The organism is Pseudoalteromonas sp. NJ631 (assembly GCF_000276645.1).
GTDB classification, from domain to species: Bacteria; Pseudomonadota; Gammaproteobacteria; order Enterobacterales; family Alteromonadaceae; genus Pseudoalteromonas; species Pseudoalteromonas piscicida.
This window is the reverse complement of the sequence record NZ_AKXJ01000007.1, coordinates 98,916-121,063: the sequence shown is the minus strand read 5'-3', so window position 1 is coordinate 121,063 and position 22,148 is coordinate 98,916. Positions and strand designations below refer to the sequence as shown.

The 22,148-nt window shown below is 43.6% G+C and carries 22 protein-coding genes; 18 read left to right on the top strand and 4 right to left on the bottom strand.

Annotation, left to right across the window (positions count from 1 at the left end; translation table 11 throughout):
* Position 1: 1 nt before the first annotated feature.
* From A587_RS0113735 to pseB, 3 genes are read right to left on the bottom strand one after another with little or no spacing between them, the layout of a single operon-like run.
* The gene (locus A587_RS0113735; RefSeq protein ID WP_017218050.1) at positions 2-1,135 is read right to left on the bottom strand and encodes a Gfo/Idh/MocA family protein; all 1,134 of its coding nucleotides are present in this window, start codon (positions 1,133-1,135) and stop codon (positions 2-4) included.
* 10 nt (positions 1,136-1,145) lie between these two features.
* Positions 1,146-2,327 (bottom strand): UDP-4-amino-4,6-dideoxy-N-acetyl-beta-L-altrosamine transaminase, encoded by a 1,182-nt coding sequence (gene pseC / locus A587_RS0113730; protein WP_017218049.1) that lies wholly within the window; start codon positions 2,325-2,327, stop codon positions 1,146-1,148.
* A complete protein-coding gene (gene pseB / locus A587_RS0113725; RefSeq protein ID WP_017218048.1) occupies positions 2,324-3,325 on the bottom strand; it encodes a UDP-N-acetylglucosamine 4,6-dehydratase (inverting) in 1,002 nt (333 codons plus the stop codon). The genes pseC and pseB overlap by 4 nt, the downstream gene beginning before the upstream one ends.
* 223 nt (positions 3,326-3,548) lie before the next feature.
* Between pseB and A587_RS0113720 the strand changes: the two genes are divergently transcribed.
* Both A587_RS0113720 and A587_RS0113715 read left to right on the top strand, forming a co-directional pair.
* Positions 3,549-4,334 (top strand): flagellin N-terminal helical domain-containing protein, encoded by a 786-nt coding sequence (locus A587_RS0113720; protein WP_017218047.1) that lies wholly within the window; start codon positions 3,549-3,551, stop codon positions 4,332-4,334.
* 147 nt (positions 4,335-4,481) lie between these two features.
* Positions 4,482-5,921, top strand: a complete 1,440-nt coding sequence (locus A587_RS0113715) for a sigma-54 dependent transcriptional regulator (RefSeq protein ID WP_017218046.1) — start codon at positions 4,482-4,484, stop codon at positions 5,919-5,921.
* Positions 5,922-6,189: 268 nt separating this feature from the next.
* On the opposite strand, the gene A587_RS0113710 is transcribed toward A587_RS0113715, so the two are convergent.
* On the bottom strand, positions 6,190-6,789 hold the full coding sequence (locus A587_RS0113710) for a DNA-3-methyladenine glycosylase I (protein WP_017218045.1): 600 nt from the start codon (positions 6,787-6,789) through the stop codon (positions 6,190-6,192).
* Between the two features lie 236 nt (positions 6,790-7,025).
* On the opposite strand from A587_RS0113710, the gene A587_RS0113705 reads away from it, so the two are divergent.
* The 16 genes from A587_RS0113705 (at position 7,026) to fliR (ending at position 22,148) form a co-directional block, all read left to right on the top strand.
* Complete coding sequence (locus A587_RS0113705) at positions 7,026-8,126, top strand: sensor histidine kinase (protein WP_017218044.1); 1,101 nt, start codon at positions 7,026-7,028, stop codon at positions 8,124-8,126.
* Positions 8,123-9,502 (top strand): sigma-54-dependent transcriptional regulator, encoded by a 1,380-nt coding sequence (locus A587_RS0113700; protein ID WP_017218043.1) that lies wholly within the window; start codon positions 8,123-8,125, stop codon positions 9,500-9,502. The genes A587_RS0113705 and A587_RS0113700 overlap by 4 nt, the downstream gene beginning before the upstream one ends.
* Positions 9,503-9,759: 257 nt before the next feature.
* Positions 9,760-10,092, top strand: a complete 333-nt coding sequence (gene fliE / locus A587_RS0113695) for a flagellar hook-basal body complex protein FliE (protein ID WP_010369155.1) — start codon at positions 9,760-9,762, stop codon at positions 10,090-10,092.
* 20 nt (positions 10,093-10,112) lie between these two features.
* The gene (gene fliF, locus A587_RS0113690; protein ID WP_086009238.1) at positions 10,113-11,831 is read left to right on the top strand and encodes a flagellar basal-body MS-ring/collar protein FliF; all 1,719 of its coding nucleotides are present in this window, start codon (positions 10,113-10,115) and stop codon (positions 11,829-11,831) included.
* Complete coding sequence (gene fliG, locus A587_RS0113685; protein WP_010369151.1) at positions 11,824-12,864, top strand: flagellar motor switch protein FliG; 1,041 nt, start codon at positions 11,824-11,826, stop codon at positions 12,862-12,864. The genes fliF and fliG overlap by 8 nt, the downstream gene beginning before the upstream one ends.
* A 3-nt stretch (positions 12,865-12,867) precedes the next feature.
* On the top strand, positions 12,868-13,683 hold the full coding sequence (gene fliH / locus A587_RS0113680; RefSeq protein WP_017218041.1) for a flagellar assembly protein FliH: 816 nt from the start codon (positions 12,868-12,870) through the stop codon (positions 13,681-13,683).
* A 72-nt stretch (positions 13,684-13,755) separates the two neighbouring features.
* The gene (gene fliI, locus A587_RS0113675; protein WP_017218040.1) at positions 13,756-15,087 is read left to right on the top strand and encodes a flagellar protein export ATPase FliI; all 1,332 of its coding nucleotides are present in this window, start codon (positions 13,756-13,758) and stop codon (positions 15,085-15,087) included.
* Entirely contained in the window at positions 15,087-15,533 is a 447-nt protein-coding gene (fliJ, locus tag A587_RS0113670) for a flagellar export protein FliJ (protein WP_017218039.1), read from the top strand. Before fliI ends, fliJ begins: the two co-directional genes overlap by 1 nt.
* A 142-nt stretch (positions 15,534-15,675) precedes the next feature.
* Complete coding sequence (locus A587_RS0113665) at positions 15,676-17,763, top strand: flagellar hook-length control protein FliK (RefSeq protein ID WP_017218038.1); 2,088 nt, start codon at positions 15,676-15,678, stop codon at positions 17,761-17,763.
* A gap of 43 nt (positions 17,764-17,806) precedes the next feature.
* Positions 17,807-18,331 carry a flagellar basal body-associated protein FliL gene (gene fliL / locus A587_RS0113660; RefSeq protein ID WP_010369126.1) on the top strand — a complete coding sequence of 175 codons (525 nt, stop codon included), beginning with the start codon at positions 17,807-17,809 and terminating at the stop codon, positions 18,329-18,331.
* Between the two features lie 10 nt (positions 18,332-18,341).
* Entirely contained in the window at positions 18,342-19,436 is a 1,095-nt protein-coding gene (gene fliM, locus A587_RS0113655) for a flagellar motor switch protein FliM (RefSeq protein WP_010369125.1), read from the top strand.
* 72 nt (positions 19,437-19,508) lie between these two features.
* Positions 19,509-19,907 (top strand): flagellar motor switch protein FliN, encoded by a 399-nt coding sequence (gene fliN, locus A587_RS0113650; protein ID WP_010369124.1) that lies wholly within the window; start codon positions 19,509-19,511, stop codon positions 19,905-19,907.
* Positions 19,907-20,365 (top strand): flagellar biosynthetic protein FliO, encoded by a 459-nt coding sequence (gene fliO, locus A587_RS0113645; protein ID WP_017218037.1) that lies wholly within the window; start codon positions 19,907-19,909, stop codon positions 20,363-20,365. Before fliN ends, fliO begins: the two co-directional genes overlap by 1 nt.
* Complete coding sequence (gene fliP, locus A587_RS0113640) at positions 20,358-21,095, top strand: flagellar type III secretion system pore protein FliP (protein WP_010369122.1); 738 nt, start codon at positions 20,358-20,360, stop codon at positions 21,093-21,095. The genes fliO and fliP overlap by 8 nt, the downstream gene beginning before the upstream one ends.
* A gap of 1 nt (position 21,096) precedes the next feature.
* Entirely contained in the window at positions 21,097-21,366 is a 270-nt protein-coding gene (fliQ, locus tag A587_RS0113635; protein ID WP_010369116.1) for a flagellar biosynthesis protein FliQ, read from the top strand.
* 2 nt (positions 21,367-21,368) lie between these two features.
* The gene (fliR, locus tag A587_RS0113630; RefSeq protein ID WP_010369114.1) at positions 21,369-22,148 is read left to right on the top strand and encodes a flagellar biosynthetic protein FliR; all 780 of its coding nucleotides are present in this window, start codon (positions 21,369-21,371) and stop codon (positions 22,146-22,148) included.

Below are 22,148 nucleotides of genomic sequence, written 5' to 3'. Positions count from 1 at the left end.
ACTACTTCACCTGCTGCCATGTACCACTTTCAGCAGAGCGCTTTGCAGCTTCAAATAACGCCAAACCTTGCTTGGCTTGCTCAAATCCAAAAACGTACTCTGAACGGCTGGGTTGGTTGCTTAAGTGTAACTGGAGTGCTCCCGCAATATCGTTATATAAATTGGCAAAGGCCTCGACAAAACCGGTTGGGTGGCCAGGTTTCATCCGATTATATCGAAATTGATTCGCATACTGGCATTGGCCTGCTCTATCTAACACTTCCCGACGTCCATCATTATAGTTGAGTTCTAATTCATCAGGATTTAACTGAAACCAGCGAGCACTTCCTTTGGTGCCATACACACGTACGGACAGACCATTTCTATGACCAATTGCTGTTTTAGACATCCACATTGAGCCAACGATACCATTTGGGTATTTCAAGAGCATATTAACGTCATCAACTAATCCTTTGAACTCTGAGTGATTAGCAAATTGCGCGCAGGTGGCTTCAGGCTCGACTTCTAATAGATAGCTAGATAAATGGTGAAGGTGCACACCTAAATCGAGACAGATAGTGGGGACGTCGTAATCTTTTAAACGCCATGATTGAGGTTGGCTAGGCTTACCTGCGATATCTGGTGGGCGTTTAAAGCCTTCTTGGGGCATTTCAAGATGAATTTTTTGAATTTCTCCAAGCGCACCATTAGAAATGATATGCTTGAGCTCCCTCACCATAGCATAACCACTGTAGTTGAAAGTTACTGCAAGAAAGTGTTTTTTGGGATCGTAACAAGCTTCAATTTCCTTCGCCTCAGCCAATCCACAAGTCAATGACTTTTCACTAATCACAGCTAAGTCTCTTGTCAATAAGGCCTTTAACACCTCAGTGTGATGAGGGGTTGGTGTTAAAATAACAAAAGCGTCTACCGCGTTTTGCTCTGCTAAAATTAACTCCTTCCAGCAGTTATAGGTACGCTCTGTACTTATATTCCATTGCTCAGCCGTGTGCTGATTGACCTTAGCGTCTCGACTAAATGCACCCGCGACGACCTGAAACTTATTATCTAAATGCGCTGCTGAAAAGTGTACATAGCCGACTGCAGAGTTATTACCTCCGCCAATAAAAGCCAGTTGCAATGGTCTATTATTCATAATCTTTCCTTTAGCTTTCATCACTGCTGGTACACTCAAGATAAAGTGCTTCAGTCGTGCTAACGATGTACTCTTGTTGGGTTAAAGTGAGGGTTGGATACAAAGGTAAAGTGATTGCACTGTAGTAGTAGGATTCAACTTCAGCGCAATAGCCAGCCTTAAAGCCTAAATTCTGATAATAGGGCTGCAGGTATATTGGAATATAATGAACATGCGCAAAAAAGCCTTTCTCCCGAAGCGCATTGACCATAAATTTATGCTGTTCAGGCGTACAACTTTCGAGTCGAATAACATATAAGTGATAGGCAGAAACTGAGCTTTCAGAGCACACGAGAGGCGTGATCCCAATACTATCGGCAAATAGCGTATCGTAAGTGTTAGCAAGATTATTTCGCTGCTTAACAAATGTATCGACCTTAGTAAGCTGTGCTAACCCTAGACTCGCATGTAAATCCGTCATACGGTAGTTAAAGCCTAAATCTTGCTGTTGGTAGTACCAGACCCCATGGCTGGGTTCATTAAACTCGTCTGGATTTCCAGTAATACCATGACTGCGAAGCCTCGCCATCGTATTTGCCAGCGTTGAGTCATTTGTCAGCGCAGCACCACCCTCAGCCGAGGTAATTATTTTTACCGGATGAAAGCTAAAAACGCAGATATCAGAGTACTCACAACAGCCCACCTTTTTATCATGATAGGAACCCCCAATAGCATGTGATGCGTCTTCAATTACTTTAAAACCATACTGCGCAGCTAATTGATGGATGGCCTTCATATCACATGATTGCCCTGCAAAATGCACCGGTATAACTACTTTGGGGAGTTGGTTTTGTTGCTTTGCTAGTGCTAGCTTGTTACTGAGCGCTTGAATGCTCATATTACCGGTACTGATTTCAATATCGACAAAATCGACGCTCGCACCGCAATAAAGCGCACAATTAGATGAAGCAACAAATGAGTTTGGTGAGGTCCAGACAATATCACCTTTACCAACTTCAAGGGCGAGGCAGGCAATATGTAGTGCAGATGTTGCACTGTTTACCGCAACGGCACGATCTGCGCCAGTATACTGACAAAGTTTTTGCTCAAACTCTGGGACTTTGGGACCTTGTGTCAACCAGTCCGATTGCAGTACTTCGATAACGGCGTCAATATCCGCTTGGTCTATTGATTGCTTTCCGTATGGGATCATAATAGTGCTTGTAGGTTAAACGCTTTTATCTCTTCCACGCTCATATAAACTGGGTTAGTCAAAGAGTTGTATTCAAATCCAGGTTGCACCGCTTTTCCTTGCTCACCAAGCGCATTAAGGTCAAAAGAATTACTTCTGCTACTAAACTTGATCCCCGGAGCAATAACAAAATGATCAGAAAATTCAAAGGTGTCAAAACTTAAATCCTGAGGACACATTACTTCGTGAAGCTTTTCGCCAGGGCGTATCCCGATAATTTTTTGCGGTACATTGGGCGCCATTGCGGTTGCAAGATCTACGATTCGAATCGATGGAATTTTTGGCACAAAGATTTCGCCGCCAAGCATACGCTCAAAATTCTTAAGTACGAAGTCAACGCCTTGCTGAAGACTAATCCAAAAGCGAGTCATATCTGCATGAGTAATAGGAATATGACCTTTCCCTTCATCAATAAACTTTTGGAATACCGGGACCACTGAACCTCTTGAGCAAACCACATTGCCATACCTAACAACAGAGAATCGAGTTTTATGTCCGCCAGCCATATTATTTGCGGCGACAAAAAGCTTATCCGACGCTAATTTTGTAGCGCCGTATAAGTTGATTGGATTAGCTGCTTTATCGGTAGAAAGTGCGATTACCTTTTCGACGTCATTATCTAAAGCGGCTTCAATCACATTTTCGGCACCATTTATATTGGTTTTGATACACTCCATTGGGTTGTATTCGGCAGCAGGCACCTGTTTTAACGCCGCTGCATGAATCACATAATCAACCCCTTGCATTGCTCGGCGCAGCCTGTCTTTGTCTCGTACATCGCCGATGAAGTAGCGCATACAACGTTGATTAAACTCTTGTTGCATTTCAAACTGTTTTAGCTCGTCGCGCGAAAATATGATGATCTTCTTTGGCTTATAACGATCTAACAATGTTTTGACATATTTTTTGCCAAAAGAGCCAGTGCCGCCGGTTATTAAAATGGTTTTATTATCAAACATAGGGTGTCCACCTACAGGTGCAATCAAAACTTTACAGTATCGAGTATCGAAACTGCTCTAGATATCTCACCGATACAATAAATTAGCTACTACTCAATACTTTATATCACTTCTATGTGTTTTGCAGTATTTATGCCAGCCATTGCAGGAAATTTAACGACTATGATGACTTTTTGCTCACAATAACGTAGATTTAACCTAATGATAGTGAATGGGGGTAAATATGAAAATCCAATCACAAAGTACTGCTTTTTTTAATCGCACGGAGCAAACTGCTAATAAACTCAATCAACAGCTGGCTTCTGGTAAGAAGGTTAATTCTGCTGCAGACGATGCTGCAGCCTTGCAGATCATTAACCGTTTGACGTCTCAGCAGGACGGCTATAGTCAATCCATTCGTAACGCATACGATGGTATCTCGTATTCGCAAACCGCTGACTCGGCATTATCTGGTGTGAATGATGCGGTTTCCCGAATTAGAGAATTATCGATTCAAGCCGGTAATGGGGCGCTGACAGATAGTGACCGTCAAGCATTGCAAGAGGAAGTGTCGCAGCTGCAAACGCAAATCAGTGAAACGTTTGAAAATACTACATTTGGCGGCGCACAAATTTTTGACGGTGAGCCTCGTAGTTTTCAGGTAGGTCCCGACGCTAATACGACTCAGTCGCTACAGCAGACTGATGGTGGTTTTGCCAATGCAATATTGAGTGTAGACATTTCGACGCAAGCGGGTGCCCAAGCTGCCATTGATGCGGCAGACACCGTTTCTGAAGATTTAAACAGCCAACGCGCTGGGCTTGGCGCATTTGAAAATGCGGTATCTAGTACGATTCGCTCTGCGAGTAACCAACGTGAGAACATCGCAGCGAGCCAAAGTCGAATTCAAGACACCGATTACGCGCAAGCGGTGAGCGATCAAGTCGCCAACGATATTTTATCGCAAGCGTCTATTGCTTTGCGTGGCCAAGCTAATCAGTCTGCATCATCGGTACTAGGTTTATTATAAATTAATACCAAAGTATTGATATAGAACAGCTCTAGTGGCGATTTTTTGGCGTTAATGTCAAAAAGTTGCCACTTAGGTATTGCATCCCCCTTAATCTCTCTTACAATCTAACTATTAAAGAATTTTAAGTAGATTGGTTCTCAAGCAATGGTCTTGATCTTAGATAACAACAACAAAAGAGCGATCGGATTAGGGGCGGCACTTAGTTTTGTCGGTCAAGCAAACGATGTGCTGGCCGAAGAGCATTATGAGCCCAAGATCCTTGATAACAACCAAGAACCAATTTTTGTGCTAGGCGCTTTGCAAAGCTTAACACACGAAGCACTAATAAAATCTCATCCCGCCGTCCCATTTTTATTAATAGGTGAAACGCTCAGACCACTACTTGCGTTGCCGAATGTGATAGGGCTCATCACCGAACCCTTTGGGCAAGAAGTCACGATGCAATTGCTACATGACTGTCAGCAATATTTACGTATGCTTCCAAACAAAGAGAACAAGCTACTAAATAAGAGCTTTGATGGTTTAGTTGGGGAAACCGAAGCGGTTAAAAACGTTCGTTTCTTGATTTCTCAAGTGGCTAAAACCGACGCCAATGTCCTTATTTTGGGGGAATCGGGAACCGGTAAGGAAGTGGTTGCACGTAACGTACACTTATTGTCTAAACGTGCGCAGGGACCATTTGTGCCAGTTAACTGTGGTGCTATCCCTGGGGAGTTGTTAGAAAGCGAGCTTTTTGGTCATGAAAAAGGTGCGTTTACTGGCGCGATTTCAGCCAGAAAAGGGCGTTTTGAACTTGCGCAAGGAGGTACGCTTTTTCTCGATGAAATCGGTGATATGCCACTGCAAATGCAGGTGAAATTGTTACGAGTTTTGCAAGAACGCACCTATGAACGAGTCGGGGGCACAAAGCCTATTCAGGCGGATGTTCGTGTGATTGCCGCGACGCACCGGAATCTTGAAACCATGATTGAAGACGGCAAGTTTCGCGAAGACTTATTTTATAGACTCAATGTATTCCCTATTGAAAACCCTTCTCTAAACGAGCGTGCCGAAGATATTGCGCTACTGCTAAAAGAACTAACACGTAGAGTAAATGAACAAACGGGCAATTCGGTTAAGTTTACCGATAGAGCCGTAGACAGCTTAAAGTCACACGCTTGGCCTGGGAATATTCGAGAGCTTGCAAACCTTGTGGAACGAATGGTGATTATGTTCCCAGACAAGGTTGTCGATGTGACGGATTTACCACAAAAATACCGCTATATAGAAGTTGAAGCGTTTGAGCCTGAATATCCAGAAGAACTATTAGAAAAAGATGCCTTCAACGAATTGTTTAGCGATGGTTTTAGTGACGATGAAGAGGATTTGGTAGCGGAAGATTTTGCGCCGCAAGCAGCGAATGTTGGCTTACTGCCTGACGAGGGGATAGAGTTAAAAGAATATTTAGCAGAGCTTGAAATTGATTTGATCACTCAAGCTTTAGAGCGCTACGATTATGTGGTTGCTCGAGCGGCTGAAATCTTGGGCGTTCGCCGAACAACATTAGTTGAGAAGATGAAAAAGTATAATCTCAATCGTGACTGATAGTTCATCAATTACTACCTAACCTGAACTCGGGATAAGAAGTAAGTTAATCCACTAAAATCACTAAATTCAAAAGCGTAGTATCACTCTAGCTAGAAGTTATTTCTTAATACAAGGCAAATTTGTGCGTCAATAGCTGGCCTATTGCAAGCAAATTTAACGCAGTAGTAAGGGATAACAGCTGCTAGAGAACAAGTTGTTATTCCAAGTTCAGGTTACCGGCTCAACTCAGCAAGGCCGCTTAATACGCGGCCTTGTACTTTATTGTTTAAAGTTGAGTAAAATCCAAGTCTTGATAACTGGCAATAATGGTTTGTTTGCAAAAACAGTTATCGGCATGGTCGTTAACCATGCCGCAAGCTTGCATATGTGCATACACGGTGGTTGAGCCTAAAAACTTAAATCCACGTTTTTTTAAGTCCTTAGCAAATTTGTCGCTGAGTTCACTGGTGGCAACGGCATCGTGTTTGTCACGCATGGGGTTGATAACAGGCTTGTAATTAACAAATTGCCACTGGTATTTTGCAAAGCTGCCAAACTCTTGCTGAATTTCAATAAATCGCTTAGCGTTGTTTATCGTTGCTGCGATTTTTGCGCGGTTTCTAATAATTCCGTCAAATGCTAATAGCCGCTCGATATCTTGCTCTGTCATCTGGCTCACTTTGTGTACATCAAAATCGTGGAATGCTTTTCTATAGCCTTCACGTTTTTTCAAAATGGTATACCAGCTTAAGCCAGCTTGTGCAGATTCCAATGTGATAAACTCAAACAAGCTCTGGTCATCCAGTACAGGTCTTCCCCATTCCTTATCATGGTATTCAACATAATCGGGTTTGCTCTCGTCCACCCAGCCGCATCGTATTGTCATTGTTGGCTCTCTTCTATCTAATTGTGAATATGAATAAGCTAAATGATTTATTACGCCAACTACTCATTGCGGCATCACATTTGGCTTTCAAAAACTCTATCACAATGCTGTATATAAAAACAGTGTCAATAAATTGATATTGTTAAGTGTTATATAACTCTATGTTTTAAAAGGAATATAAAGTTGGATCGTTTTTTGCTTTTATCCATTGAGTTTATTTTTAAGAGAGCGGAAAAATGGCATTAGCACATGTTATTAATCCACAATTTGTACCAACGACGAATCGCTACAATCCCTGTTTGCTGCAAGAAGCCTACGTTGGTGAGCTTAGCGACCTTAGGCAGCAGGCGAGTTGGTTAAGCCATCTTGTTGATACTATGCCTGCGGGTGTCGTGGTACTTGATGGTCAAGGTATGATTGCCAAGGCAAATCAAATCGCGATGGATATGTTGGGTGAACCACTCGAAGGTGAAAAGTGGTTTAGCGTTATTCAGCGTTCATTTCGACCACAGCAGGACGATGGTCATGAAGTCTCTCTTAAAGATGGCAGAAGAATTAAGTTAGATATAACCGCGCTAACACCGGAACCTGGGCAACTCATTTTGATGACAGATCTTACCGAAACGCGCCGACTCCAAAGTCGTGTTGCGCATATGCAAAGGTTAAGTGCGTTGGGAAAAATGGTTGCTTCATTGGCGCATCAAGTGCGTACGCCGTTATCGGCTGCGATGTTATATGGTGCAAATCTAGGTGCAGCTAATCTTCCTCCGGCTTCTCGAGAAAAGTTTCACGATAAGTTGATGTCTCGGTTAAAAGACTTAGAAAGCCAAGTTAATGACATGCTGCTGTTTGCTAAAAGCGGTGAACAACAAGTGGTTGAGCGAGTGTCAATGCAACAGTTATTGAGTGAAGTTAAAGCGGGTGCTGACGCTATGGTTGAGCTTAACCAAGCAAAGTTGGAAGCATTTTTACCTGAGCCAGATATCGAAATATTAGGTAATCGCACTGCGCTTGCAAGTGCGATCCAAAACCTGATCCACAACAGTATTCAAATAATTGGCAGTGCGGCACATATTGAACTTAATGCAGAGCGCGAGCCGTGTGGCGAGTATGTACGTATCTCAGTTGTTGATAATGGTCCTGGTATTGATGAAACCTTAGTCGACAAGTTGTTTGAACCATTTTTTACAACTAAGTCGCAGGGGACTGGGTTAGGACTTGCGGTGGTTAATTCGGTCGCTAACGCACACAAAGGGTTTGCACAGGCAGACAATATTGAAGGTAAGGGTGCGCGTTTTAGCTTGGTACTACCACTAATTGAGGCGGAGGAACTATGAGTAACAGAGTTTTAGTTGTTGAAGATGATGCTGGTTTAAGAGAAGCACTCATTGATACATTGCAGCTTTCAAATATCGAGTGCGTAGAAGCAAGTTGTGCGGAACAAGCCGTTTTATTGCTCAAGCAAGAAACCTTTTCTTTGGTGGTGAGTGACGTGCAAATGGGTGCCATGAGTGGGCTTGACTTGTTAAAGACCATTAAACTCAACTATCCCGAATTACCGGTATTGATGATGACGGCATACGCGACCATTGATGATGCGGTTGAGGCGATGAGATTGGGTGCCATCGACTATATGGCTAAGCCATTTGCGCCTGAAGTATTGCTCAATATGGTTGGACGTTATCTACCTGAGAAGGAAAAAGAGACAGATGGCCCCATTGTTGCCGATCCAAAGAGTATTAAACTACTTGAACTGGCTGCAAAAGTAGCTAAGTCAGATGCCAGCGTTATGGTACTTGGACCGAGCGGTTCAGGTAAAGAAGTGTTAGCTCGCTATATTCACGATAAATCCGACAGAGCAGATGAGCCCTTTATCGCAATTAACTGCGCTGCAATCCCAGAAAATATGCTCGAAGCGACCCTGTTTGGTTACGAGAAGGGGGCATTTACAGGTGCCATTCAGGCGTGTCCTGGAAAATTTGAGCAAGCACAAAAGGGAACGATTTTGCTTGATGAGATCACAGAGATGGATTTGGGATTACAAGCAAAATTACTTCGCGTGTTACAAGAGCGGGAAGTAGAGCGTTTAGGCAGTAGAAAAACCATTTCACTGGACGTCAGAGTGTTGGCAACCAGTAACCGCGATTTAAAAGAAGCGGTGGAGGATGGGGTATTTAGAGAAGATTTATATTATCGCCTCAATGTTTTCCCGCTAGAATGGTTGCCACTGAAGGACAGAGCGGGTGATATCGCAGTGTTAGCCGAGCATTTGTTGGTAAGGCATACGCAAAAAGTAGGTAAGCCAACACCTATATTAAGCAGCAGTGCAAAGCGTAAGCTCAGTTCACACAGTTGGCCTGGAAACGTAAGGGAGCTAGACAACGTTATTCAACGTGCCCTGATTTTGTTCCAAGGTAATGAAATTCAAGAAGATGATATTTTTATCGAAAATTTCTCACCGATGGCTTTGATTGAGTCTGCACCACTTGTAAATCATGAAGCATCAGCTTTAATGGAGCGATCTCAAGGTGAGGATGAGATCATTAGCTATAAAGATGAGCTACAGGATAAAGAACACCAAATTATTTTAGATACGCTGGCAAAGTTTAATGGTAAACGCAAAGAGGTGGCGGAGGTATTAGGTATGAGTCCTCGCACACTTCGCTACAAGCTGGCAAAAATGCGAGATTTGGGGATTGCACTACCCGCTTAACCTAAGATACCTAAGCTTAAAAGGAGTGAGTTAGCTCATTGCTTTTCCAAACCTCAGGTTAAGCTTTATCTGCTAATACAAATTTACTCAGGCGCCTATAAAGATCAGCAGATCTTAGGCGCCTAGTTTTTACTTCTATGCACTGCCAATTTTTCGACATACTAAAAATGTTTCAAGATACTGAAAATTAACGATTTTAAGTTGGCACGTTTTCTGCTTTATTACAGGTAACTAAGAGTTATTTTGAGTAAAGCATCATGAAAGTACAATCATCAGCGCTATTTCAAGAAATGCAGGCAATGGCTGCAGAAGCGACGAGAAACACACAGCCATCAGTGCAGCCGGTTAAGACGGCGGCATCTTCATCGGCTCAGTTTGGCGATTTACTCTCAGACGCACTTAATACGGTTCATGGCTTACAACAAGAAGCGAAACAAAAAGTCACCGCTGTTGAAATGGGTGACAGAAGCGTTTCTCTTGCAGAAGCCATGATAGCGAAACAAAAATCGTCGGTCGCTTTTGAGGCAACAGTGCAAGTTCGTAATAAACTTGTTGAGGCCTATAAAGAAATCATGAGCATGCCAGTTTAATTGAGTGACTGTGGAGAGTAATCGTGGCTACTAATCAATCAACAGATCTTACGCTTTCCGATGCAGCGCTGAATAATGACAGCGGATCGGATGAGCAACAAGAGCAAAAATCAGGCTACTTCAGTGCGCTAAGCGGTGTTGATATGTTGCGCCAGGTTACTCTGGTTATTGCCCTTGCTATTTGTTTAGCAATCGCAATCTTTATTATCATTTGGGCGCGCCAGCCAGATATGCGTCCGCTTGGTAAATACCCAACAGAAGAACTCGTCGAAACGTTAGACTTTTTAGACCAACAGAAAATTGAATACCAATTAGATGGTAATACCATTTTAGTTGCTGAGTCGGACTATCAAGACATAAAACTACGCATGGCGCGTGACGGTTTTACCCAGTCTCCGAGTTCTGGCACTGATATTCTGATGCAGGATATGGGTTTTGGTGTTAGCCAACGTCTTGAAAGAGAGCGCTTAAAACATAGTCGTGAGCAACAACTTGCGAGAACAATTGAAGAGTTACAAGACGTAAACCGTGCAAAAGTGTTGCTTGCAATTCCAAAAGAAAACGTCTTTGCACGTCGCGAGAAAAAGCCCTCTGCAACCGTAGTTATTACCCTTAAACGTGGCAAAACGCTTGGCGGCGAAGAAGTTGATTCAATCGTAGACATTGTGGCATCAGCGGTACAAGGTTTAGAGCCTTCACGCGTGACCGTCACCGATCAAAACGGTCGTCTACTCAACTCTGGTTCTCAAGACTCTTTAGCTGCGCGCTCGAGAAAAGAGTATGAAATCGAACGTAAGCGTGAACAAGAATATCTAGAAAAAATTGATAGCATCCTGATCCCAACTGTAGGTCTTGGTAACTTTACCGCGCAGGTTGACTTAACGATGGACTTCAGCGCAGTTGAAGAAACGCAAAAACGTTATAACCCAGATTTACCTGCGGTTCGCAGCGAAACAACGTATGAAGAAAATAATATTGGTGGTTTAGCTGTCGGTATTCCGGGTGCGCTGACTAATCAGCCTCCAGTGAACTCAAATATCCCAGAGGTTGCTGGGCAAGGCGGCAATGGTCAAAGTGCAACACCAAGCAGTAATCAAAAAGAAGCAACCCGTAACTATGAATTAGACACCACTATTAGCCATAAACGTCAGCAAACAGGTGTTATTCGCCGGATCAGTGTGAGTGTGGCCGTTGACTACCTCGCAAAACCTGATGCTGAAGGTAACATGGCAATGGCGCCGCGTACGCAAGAAGAGTTAAATAACATCCGTCGTTTGCTACAAGGTGGTGTGGGCTTTGATATGCAGCGAGGTGATGCACTAGAGGTAGTGACTGTACCATTCGTGCGTGAAGACCTCACTGAAATGCAAGAGATACCACTTTGGGAGCAAGATTGGTTCCAAAAGACAATCCGTCTTGCAGCAGGTACCTTAGTGATCATTGTGCTAATCTTAGCGGTAGTAAGACCTATGCTTAAGCGTCTAATTTACCCAGATGATACGCTTGAAGATTTTGATGAAGATGCGTTGACCAGTGGTGTAGATTTAGGTGACAGTACACTCGATATGCTAAATAACGAATTCGATGAGTCTGCGGTTGGCTTCTCTTCTGACGGTAGATTACAATTGCCAGACTTACATGGCGACGAGGACTTACTCAAAGCAGTACGTGCCTTAGTTGCTAACGAACCAGAACTCTCATCACAAGTTGTGAAAGCGTGGTTGACAGAAGATGACTGATCAAGAACAAAAACAATTGCCCGCAGCCTTTGACGTTGACAAGCTAGATGGCGTCGACAAGGCTGCCATCTTACTGCTTAGTTTGACTGAAGAAGATGCGGCTCAGATTTTAAAACATTTAGAGCCAAAGCAAGTGCAAAAGGTCGGTATGGCGATGGCCTCCATGGATGACCTATCTCAGGCTAAAATTGCAGCTGTGCACAATTTGTTTATCGAACAAATTCAAAGTTTTAGTACAATTGGTTTCCAATCGGAAGATTTTATTAAGAAGGCGCTAACCGCAGCACTTGGTGAAGACAAAGCGGCAAGTCTTATTGACCAAATCGTTATGGGCTCTGGTGCAAAAGGGTTGGATTCGTTGAAGTGGATGGACTCGAAGCAAGTTGCTAATATTATCCGCAACGAACACCCGCAGATCCAGACGATTGTATTGTCTTATCTCGAGCCTGAGCAATCCGCTGAAATCTTGTCTCAGTTTCCTGAGAAAGTACGCTTAGATTTAACAATGCGTATTGCAAACTTAGAAGAAGTGCAACCTGCGGCACTACAAGAACTAAACGAGATCATGGAGAAGCAGTTCGCTGGTCAAGCTGGTGCACAAGCAGCGAAAATGGGTGGCTTAAAAGCCGCTGCAGATATCATGAATTACTTGGATACCAATATTGAAGGTCAGTTGATGGATTCAATCCGAGAACATGACGAAGAAATGTCGCAACAAATTCAAGACCTCATGTTCGTGTTTGAAAACTTGATGGATGTAGAAGACAGAGGTATTCAGGCTATTCTGCGTGAAGTACAGCAAGATGTACTGATGAAAGCAATAAAAGGTGCAGACGAATCTTTGAAAGAAAAGATTATGAAGAATATGTCCAAGCGTGCTGCTGAGATGATGCAAGATGACCTTGAGGCTATGCCTCCAGTACGGATCAGTGAAGTGGAAGCAGCACAAAAAGAAATTTTGGCAACGGCTAGACGTTTGGCTGACTCAGGCGAAATTATGCTTGGTGGCGGTGGTGGTGAGGAGTTCCTATAAACCATGGTCGATAAAAAGTTGTATAAAGGCCGCCCAGTCAGCACCGAAGCGCTGGATGAGTTATTAGAAAACTGGCCCATTCCAGATGTTACGGATAAGCCCGAAAAATTCCGCGGTCGTTCGACCGCATTCGGTACACCGCTTGAAGAGCTGTATACGAAAAAGCAGGCACACTCCGAACCTGAGCCACAAGAGCCTGAATTTCCTACTTTGACCATTGAAGAATTAGAGCAGATCCGTCAGGACGCCTACGACGAAGGAATAAAGCAAGGCCATGAACAGGGCTATATTGAAGGCTTTGACAAAGGGGTTTCTGAAGGTAAAGAAGCCGGTTATAAAGAAGGCGTAGAAATAGGTAAAGAAAAGGGACTTGAGGAAGCACAACCTCTCATTGAAGAAAGGATGAAAGCGCTATCCACTATTTTAGATAGCATGCAAACGCCACTGAAAAAGGTTGATGATGAGTGTGAAAAGCAGCTGGTAGTACTCGTCAATTTATTGGCAGAGCAGGTTATTTTTAAAGAACTCAAAACCACGCCTGAACTCATTTTAAACGCATTGAAAAAAGCAATGGACGCGCTGCCTGTAAAAGATCAAACAGTACGCATCCATCTGCATCCAGAAGATTTAGCCTTAGTGCAAGCCATGTACGGCGAAGAACATATACAATCACAGCATTGGCAGTTACTTCCAGAGCCGACGTTGGACAGAGGTGGCTGCGAGGTGAAAACGCCACAGTCATCCATTGATATGACGCTTAAGAACCGTATTAGCGAAGTGTTGGAATCATTTTTGCAAGATAGCGGTATAAACCAATAATACTGCACTGTTATCCAATTAAGCGAAGCAATCAAATCAGGATAACGATGCCTTCCTAAGGTAATTGCGAACATGTCGACATCTGCTGCTATGAGCGAGCGCATCAGTAAGTATCAGAAATTTATCAAACCATATGGGGTTGCGGTTGCAGGCAGCCTCACCCGTGTGGTTGGCCTCACCCTTGAAGCTAGGGGGCTAAGTGCTCCCGTCGGCAGTCAATGTAAAATCGAGACGCTGGGCGGTTTTATTGATGCAGAAGTCATCGGTTTTAATCAAGAAACGCTTTACCTTATGCCAAACGATCATATTACAGGTGTCCTTCCTGGAGCACGAGTGATCCCAAAAGTTAAGGATGCTGGATTGCCTGTCGGAATGGGTCTACTTGGCCGCGTAGTTGACGGACTTGGTAGGCCACTAGATGGCCTTGGTGCCATTGACGCTGAGAAACATCTTAAATTTGCCGCAGCGCCTATTAACCCGCTTGCAAGGCGTCCAATCGACTCACCAATGGATGTAGGTGTACGCGCGATAAATTCGATCGTAACAGTAGGTCAAGGCCAACGTATGGGTCTGTTTGCAGGGAGTGGTGTGGGTAAATCGGTACTGCTTGGCATGATGACTCGAGGCAGTGAAGCGGATGTTATTGTCGTAGGCTTGGTCGGTGAACGTGGTCGTGAGGTGAAAGAATTTATCGATGAGATTTTGGGCGTTGAGGGTAGACGCCGCTCCGTAGTGGTTGCCGCTCCCGCCGATGCCTCACCGCTGATGCGTTTAAAAGGCTGTGAAAGTGCTGTGACTATTGCGGAGTATTTTCGCGATCAAGGGTTAAATGTACTGTTGTTATTGGATTCAGTGACGCGCTATGCCATGGCACAGCGTGAGATAGCGCTTGCGGTAGGCGAGCCGCCAGCCACAAAAGGGTATCCGCCTTCCGTGTTTGCAAAGCTCCCAGCATTGGTTGAGCGCGCAGGTAATGGTGGTGAAGGACAAGGCTCAATTACCGCATTTTTTACGGTATTGAGTGAAGGTGATGATATGCAAGACCCCATTGCCGATGCTGCCCGAGCTATTTTGGATGGTCATATTGTATTATCACGAGAGCTTGCCGATAGTGGTCATTATCCAGCGATAGATATTGAAAAGTCCATTAGTCGAGTGATGCCTCAAGTGGTATCAGAGGCACACATGCAACAAGCCAGAGTGCTCAAACAAGTCTATTCAATGTACCAGCAAAATAAAGACATGATCACCTTAGGTGCTTATCAACGTGGCAGTGATCAGATGCTAGATCAGGCGATAAATATGATGCCTGCGGTGAATAACTTCCTTCAGCAAGGCATGAAAGACGTGATCAATTACGACGAGTGTTTACAAGGCCTCGCTAAGCTACTAGGACAAGCATAATGGCAAATAACAAACTGACTTTATTGCTTAAGCTAGAAAAAGACAAAGAAGATAACCTTCGAGCGAATTTTGTTCAAGCGCAGCAGCACTTAGCAACAAACCAACAACGGTTATCGGGACTAAACGATTTCCGTCTGGAATACAGCATGCAGCTTCATAGTAAAGCACAAGTTGGTCTGTCTAGTGGCGGTTTCAATCAATACCATAACTTTATTAATAAGATTGAGCAGGCTATTGATCAGCAAGCAAAAACGGTCAACACCGCGAAGCAGGTGGTTGAACAACGCCGCAAGCTATGGCTAGCACAGCAGGCTAAAACGAAGGCAATTGAAAAGCTTATCGAGAAGCAAGCCCTTGCGAAGCAAACTCGTCTTGCCAAAGCAGAGCAAAAGATGCTGGATGAGTTTGCAACGAATCAGTTTGTACGAAGAGCGCGTGCTTGGTAAGTTGGCTCGAAATATGCTTCGTAATAATCAGCGTTTTATTATTTAGGTAGTTCACTCGTAAAAGTCACTAATATTCATAGTGTTGGTTTTTAACGGTGTATTACAACGGCAGGACATTGCCACTTTATGAGGTAGCTTTAAGATGAATCTAATGCTTGCATCCATGCTGCAACGAGGCAGTAACGAGGTTGATATTAAAGAAAAATCCCAAGATATGGATGCTGAGGGTTCTGAGGGCGGCTCTGGGTTTAGTGCTTTAATGGCAGAGTTAGCTGAACAAGAGAGTGCAAACAAGCAGGTAAAAGAGTCTGCAGATCCTGTAACCTCAGATCTGGATGTGCCAATAGATAGCGAAGTAGCATTAGATGATGCTCCGCAGTCTGATAGTAAAGCACAAGCCTCTTCTTCTAAGCAGCAAGGGGAAGTACCAACTTCTACTGTTAGCTACACTGACAAAGGTCAGGTAGTTGTGGACAAACCACTCCCAGATTCCCCTGATAATGACTTGTATGCTCAGATCAACGCTGCAAAACAGCAGAGCACTTCATTAAGTCAAATCCCAACAGCAATTGCGCAATCAGTCAAAGAAGCATTGGGCAATGCTTCTTCGGCTGATGAAGAGGTTGTAGCTAGCGATAGTGCACTGTCTCAGGAGCAACTACAAGACGAAGCAAGTCAACTCAGTCGAGGGGGGAAAGGCCAAACTGAAAACGCCGGTACTAAGCCAACCTCGTTATTACAGCAGGCAGCTTTTTTGGACAGCCAAGACTCAGAAGGTGAGGTTGCTAAACCTTCGTTATTGAATGACAGTTCAGAAACTGAAGAGCAAATATTACAGCCTAAGTTACAAAAGGATACTAGCACTCAAGCCTTGGTTACCAATACAAACATAGAAAAACGGGAGACAAGCGCTAATAAGTCAATCGGGTCTCAAGTTGAAAGTGAGTCTGAAACCGCGCAACTGAAAGAACTCTTAGTTGCTAAGAAATCAGAACTTGCTCAATCGGTTTCCTCATCTGAAGCTAAGCAATCAGAGGCAAAGCAAACCGTCTCTGAGGCTAGTGCACAAACTGCAAAAGACAAAAACGCAGTAAGTACTAAAAGCACTACAGATGTGCAAACTATGGTAGAAAAGTTGACCGTACAGCAACAACAAGAATTAAAAGCCGTGATAGCTGGTAAGCTGGATATTTATGATGCATCACCAAGTGTACAAAAAGCCGTAGCTCAATTAATTGGTAAAGGTGTTGATATCGCAAATGCACAGCAATTTAAAGCATTTGTGCCATCCTCTGTCGTAACACAAACTACAACAAACACGCCGCAAGAAGCTGCTACGGATGTTAAAAACACTACCCAAGCGTCTTTTAATGTAAATAGCGCGCAAGAAAAGTCTAACAATAGTGAGCAGCAGACTGTGGCAGTTAAAGAGGATGAACGTGCTGAAAAAAATATAGCTGTAAATAAATTGACTAGCGATGAAAAGTTGGCAGCAGAGAAGCAAAGTTCAGAAAAACAGAACTTAGAAAAACAAATAAGTGAAAAGATAGTTGATAAAGAAAATAGTAAGCTGATGCAAGCGGAAGCAAGCATCGCGAAAGAGACGGTTAAAAATGAGCGTCAATCGGCTAATGCTGCAACAGCGATACCAACTCCAGTCAAGCCTGAAGCAAGTCCTTTAAGCGCATCGCAAGACACTAGCTCACTAAACCAAACATTGAAAGAAGTTCAGCAAATTCAACAGTCTCAGCCAACAAACCAAAGCACAACACAGACAAAGCAAGCAACAGATGCTAATCTTCAACAGGCGATTAACATAGCTCGTCAGGATGCCGCTAAAGAGCTGCATCAACGGGTAGGACTGATGCTAAACCTTAACAATAAGGAAGCTGAGATTCGCTTAGACCCGCCAGAGCTTGGGGCGATGCAAATTCGGATAAAAAGCGATGCAGAGCAGGCCCAAGTGAATATTGTGGTGCAAAATCAGCAAGCTAAAGAATTGTTAGAGCAATCACTTCCAAGACTAAGAGAAATGTTAGCTGAGCAGGGTATTGAGCTGGGTGACAGCCAAATATCACATCAGCAAGGTGGAAATACTGAATCAGAGTCGCAAACTGCTGGTGGCAATACGAGTGGACAGCAAACTCTAGGTGATGAATCGGGGATTTCTGATAATTCGCAATCGCCGCAAAAGAGAAATACTGATTCTGCAATAGATTACTATGCCTAACACCTGCTATTATTATAATTAATAAAGATCATAAGGGCTTGCTATGGCTGAAGAAACCGACTTAGAAATAGAAGAAACGGGTGGTTCTAAGAAAAAGCTGATTATCATTATTGCCGCTGCGGTATTGATACTCGGCGGTGTCGCAGGGTTTTTCTTATTTTCAGGCTCAGACGCACCAGAAGAATCCTTAGCAGAAGAGACGACAGCAAGCGAAGTTAAAGCGGAGCAAGGTAGCGCTGCGCAAATGGGGAGCGCACTGTACGTTGCTATGCCTCGCCCGTTTGTTTTTAATGTACCAGGTGCTAGTCGCGATAGAATTGTGCAAATTAAAGTTCAGCTGCTGGTTCGCGGTGATGTTAATGAAGAAGTAGCAAAGAAGCATATTCCCTTGATTGAAGGTACTTTACTGAGCGTGTTTTCAACGACTACTGCTGATGAGTTAAGCACAAGTGCAGGTAAAGAAACGTTGCGCTTAACGGCGCTAGATAAAGTCCAAGCTGCGATGGAAGGGGTTGAAGGTAGCAAAGTAATCGAGCGTGTGTTGTTTACTGGCTTTGTGATGCAATAAGGTAGTATTTGTGAGCGATTTATTATCCCAAGACGAAATTGATGCGCTACTCCATGGTGTAGATGAAGTCGAAGAAGACGAAATCGGTGATGGTGGTGACGGCGAAGGTGCTGGTGCCTTACAGTATGACTTTTCGTCTCAAGATAGAATTGTGCGTGGGCGAATGCCGACGCTTGAAATCGTAAATGAACGATTTGCCCGCCATATGCGGATCAGCCTTTTCAACATGATGCGCCGCACCGCTGAGGTCTCTATCAACGGCGTACAAATGCTGAAATTTGGCGAATATATCCATACTCTATTCGTTCCTACCAGCTTGAATATGGTGCGCTTTAGACCGCTAAAAGGTACTGGCCTGATAACCATGGAAGCGCGTCTGGTCTTTATTCTTGTAGACAACTTTTTTGGTGGGGATGGTCGTTATCATGCCAAGATCGAGGGGCGTGAGTTTACACCAACGGAACGTCGTATCGTGCAGATGCTCCTTAAGATCATCTTTGAAGATTACAAAGAAGCCTGGGCGCCGGTGATGGATGTGTCGTTTGAATACCTCGACTCAGAGGTGAACCCAGCGATGGCTAATATTGTGTCACCTACAGAAGTGGTGGTGATTAGCTCTTTTCACATCGAGTTAGACGGTGGAGGGGGCGATTTCCATATTTCACTGCCTTACTCTATGTTAGAACCTATTCGAGAATTGCTCGATGCCGGTGTTCAATCAGATACTGAAGATACCGATCTACGTTGGAGTAAGGCGCTTCGTGATGAGATTATGGATGTAGAAGTTGAGATTTCTTCCCAGTTACTGGAAGTTGACTTATCGCTTGAGCAAATAATGAAGCTTCAAGCTGGTGATGTTATTCCTGTGGAAATGCCAGAGCATGTAACGGTTTTTATTGAAGAATTGCCAACGTTTAGAGCAAAAATGGGCCGTTCTCGTGACAATGTCGCGTTGCAGATCAGTGAAAAAATTAAACGTCCAGAATCAGTTAAGTCTGAGCTTCATGTATTTACCAAAGGTGGTAAAAAGCTCGACTCTGATGCTGAACTGGCAGAATTAGAAGAAGATCTACATCTTTCTGAAGGTGTAGATTTAGATTGGTAGTCGCGGACTTGTATAGGCAAAGTCGTGAGACTAATTATGGACAACAAATTAACTTAATCAGGTAGTAATCCAATGAGCGATGATCAAGATACTATGGACGAATGGGCAGCAGCACTCGCTGAAGCCGAAGGTGCCGAAGGTGGCAGTGAGCCAGAAGTTGCAGAGTTAGATGAACTCAAAGATTCAGCGCCTGCATTATCGTCAGATGAAAAACGTAAACTCGATACCATTTTAGACATTCCAGTTACCATTTCGATGGAAGTTGGCCGCTCTAAAATTAATATTCGTAACTTATTACAGCTAAATCAGGGCTCTGTTGTTGAGCTGGATCGAGTAGCTGGTGAACCGCTAGATGTACTTGTTAATGGCACATTGATTGCGCATGGTGAAGTAGTTGTAGTAAACGACAAGTTTGGTATTCGCTTAACGGACGTTATTAGTCAGGTTGAGCGTATTAAAAAGCTACGTTAATGCGCTGGGGTTGGTCTTTAGCAGTGTTTGGCATCGCTTTTTATACACGGGCTGTCACTGCAACAACCTCAGAGACAGTACCTAAATCTTCTGTAGGGGCAGGTACCGCGGGGTTAAGCTCAGAGCTACTTTCCTTGGGATTGTCTCTGATGTTGGTGATCCTACTTATTTTAGGCTTAGCGTTCGTCTTAAAACGTTTAAATCCCAATATTGTAAACCAGAAAGACTTTAAGGTGATCCGCAGTATATCGCTCGGTACTAAAGAACGTTTGCTGGTTATCGAGTTGGATGAAAAGCAGCACTTGCTTGGAGTAACACCAAATAATATCAACTACTTATACCAGTTGGAAACACCGTTAGATGATGTTAGCAGAACGCCATTTGCAAATGAGTTACAAAAGTTTTTAGCGGGCAAAGGGCAAGTAGCCAATAACCATAATAAGAAAAGTCATGATTAGATTGCTGATACTCTGTTTATTACTGTTTTCTGGGGTAGCTTCTGCAGAAGGGATAGAAGCAATAAACGTTACAACAAACCCTGATGGCTCTCAAGAGTACTCAGTGACACTTCAAGTACTCGCCATTATGACAGCGCTGAGTTTTATTCCAGCAGCTGTTATCATGATGACTTCGTTTACTCGAATAATTGTTGTGCTTGCGATTTTGAGACAGGCGATTGGTCTGCAGCAGTCGCCATCGAATCAAATTTTACTCGGTTTATCGTTGTTTTTGACGCTATTTATAATGGCACCCATATTTTCGCAGATAAATGATGAGGCGGTGCAGCCGTACATAAAGGAAGAAATCACGTCAATCCAAGCACTTGAACGTGCTAAAGAACCGATGAAAGCCTTTATGCTGTCACAAACTCGAATTAAAGACCTTGAAACCTTTGCCAAGATAGCGGGTTATGACAAGCTTGATAGCCCTGAAGACACGCCGTTTATCGTTATTATTCCGGCTTTCGTTACATCTGAGCTGCAAACGGCTTTTATTATCGGCTTTATGTTCTTTATTCCATTTTTGATAGTCGACTTAGTCGTAGCCAGTGTCTTGATGGCCATGGGTATGATGATGTTATCTCCAATGATAGTTTCCTTGCCGTTTAAGATTATGCTTTTTGTGCTCGTCGATGGTTGGAGTTTGGTCATGGGTACACTGGCCAGAAGCTTCGGATTGGGGGTGTAATGTGGAACCAGAAGTCTTTGTCGATATCTTAAGTGATGCATTGTTTTTAGTCATCAAGCTGGTGGCGGCGATTGTAGTACCTGGGCTTCTAGTTGGCTTAGTTGTTGCTGTGTTTCAAGCAGCAACATCGATTAATGAACAAACATTAAGCTTTTTACCGCGTTTAATTATCACGATTCTAGCCCTCATTTTTGGTGGCCATTGGTTAACTCAAGAACTGATGGACTATTTTAACCTCGTGGTTATGCGCATCCCTGAAATTGCAGGCTAATCATGGAGTTCACCTTTGCGGTAATCATGCAGTGGCTAAGTGATTTTTTACTTCCACTGGTGCGGATAAGTTCAATGATGATGGTAATGGCGGGGCTTGGGGCACAGAGTGTACCTGCCCGAATTAAGTTTGCACTTGCTGTGGTCGTTACCTTCGCCGTGGTGCCCGTTTTGCCCAAATCAGAGTTTACCGATTTGTTCTCCTTTTCGATGATTTTGGTTGTTATTCAAGAAATGATGACCGGAGTCGCAATTGGTTTTGGCTCTCTATTGCTTTTAAATACTTTTATCATTGCGGGTCAAATCCTTGCTATGCAAACAGGTCTTGGTTTCGCATCTGTTGTTGACCCTGCCAATGGATTAAGTGTCCCAGCAGTTGGTCAGTTCTATTTAATATTAGCGACATTACTGTTTTTTGTTTATAACGGTCACCTGATGATGATACAAATGGTAGTGTATAGCTTCGAAAGCTTTCCCATTGCAGGTAATTGGTGGGCGGTAGATAATTTCTGGAGAATCGTTAATTGGGGAGGCTGGATGTTTTCTACGGCTCTTGCTCTTGCGTTAGCTCCGTTAACGGCAATGTTGGTTATCAATATCTCGTTTGGGATCATGACCAGAGCTGCACCTCAGATGAATATTTTCTCTGTAGGGTTTGCTTTTACCTTAGTTGCAGGGCTTACCATTATTTGGGCGACATTGGGTAACTTCTTAGCTCAATTTGAGTTTCAATGGCTCAAAATGACGGAGCTGATGTGCGACTTAATTGGTTGCACGGTATAG

Coding starts and splice junctions, on each gene's coding strand:
- A587_RS0113735 (WP_017218050.1), bottom strand. CDS start 1,135: ATGAATAATAGACCATTGCAACTGGCTTTTATTGGCGGAGGTAATAAC.
- pseC (WP_017218049.1), bottom strand. CDS start 2,327: ATGATCCCATACGGAAAGCAATCAATAGACCAAGCGGATATTGACGCC.
- pseB (WP_017218048.1), bottom strand. CDS start 3,325: ATGTTTGATAATAAAACCATTTTAATAACCGGCGGCACTGGCTCTTTT.
- A587_RS0113720 (WP_017218047.1), top strand. CDS start 3,549: ATGAAAATCCAATCACAAAGTACTGCTTTTTTTAATCGCACGGAGCAA.
- A587_RS0113715 (WP_017218046.1), top strand. CDS start 4,482: ATGGTCTTGATCTTAGATAACAACAACAAAAGAGCGATCGGATTAGGG.
- A587_RS0113710 (WP_017218045.1), bottom strand. CDS start 6,789: ATGACAATACGATGCGGCTGGGTGGACGAGAGCAAACCCGATTATGTT.
- A587_RS0113705 (WP_017218044.1), top strand. CDS start 7,026: ATGGCATTAGCACATGTTATTAATCCACAATTTGTACCAACGACGAAT.
- A587_RS0113700 (WP_017218043.1), top strand. CDS start 8,123: ATGAGTAACAGAGTTTTAGTTGTTGAAGATGATGCTGGTTTAAGAGAA.
- fliE (WP_010369155.1), top strand. CDS start 9,760: ATGAAAGTACAATCATCAGCGCTATTTCAAGAAATGCAGGCAATGGCT.
- fliG (WP_010369151.1), top strand. CDS start 11,824: ATGACTGATCAAGAACAAAAACAATTGCCCGCAGCCTTTGACGTTGAC.
- fliH (WP_017218041.1), top strand. CDS start 12,868: ATGGTCGATAAAAAGTTGTATAAAGGCCGCCCAGTCAGCACCGAAGCG.
- fliI (WP_017218040.1), top strand. CDS start 13,756: ATGTCGACATCTGCTGCTATGAGCGAGCGCATCAGTAAGTATCAGAAA.
- fliJ (WP_017218039.1), top strand. CDS start 15,087: ATGGCAAATAACAAACTGACTTTATTGCTTAAGCTAGAAAAAGACAAA.
- A587_RS0113665 (WP_017218038.1), top strand. CDS start 15,676: ATGAATCTAATGCTTGCATCCATGCTGCAACGAGGCAGTAACGAGGTT.
- fliL (WP_010369126.1), top strand. CDS start 17,807: ATGGCTGAAGAAACCGACTTAGAAATAGAAGAAACGGGTGGTTCTAAG.
- fliN (WP_010369124.1), top strand. CDS start 19,509: ATGAGCGATGATCAAGATACTATGGACGAATGGGCAGCAGCACTCGCT.
- fliO (WP_017218037.1), top strand. CDS start 19,907: ATGCGCTGGGGTTGGTCTTTAGCAGTGTTTGGCATCGCTTTTTATACA.
- fliP (WP_010369122.1), top strand. CDS start 20,358: ATGATTAGATTGCTGATACTCTGTTTATTACTGTTTTCTGGGGTAGCT.
- fliR (WP_010369114.1), top strand. CDS start 21,369: ATGGAGTTCACCTTTGCGGTAATCATGCAGTGGCTAAGTGATTTTTTA.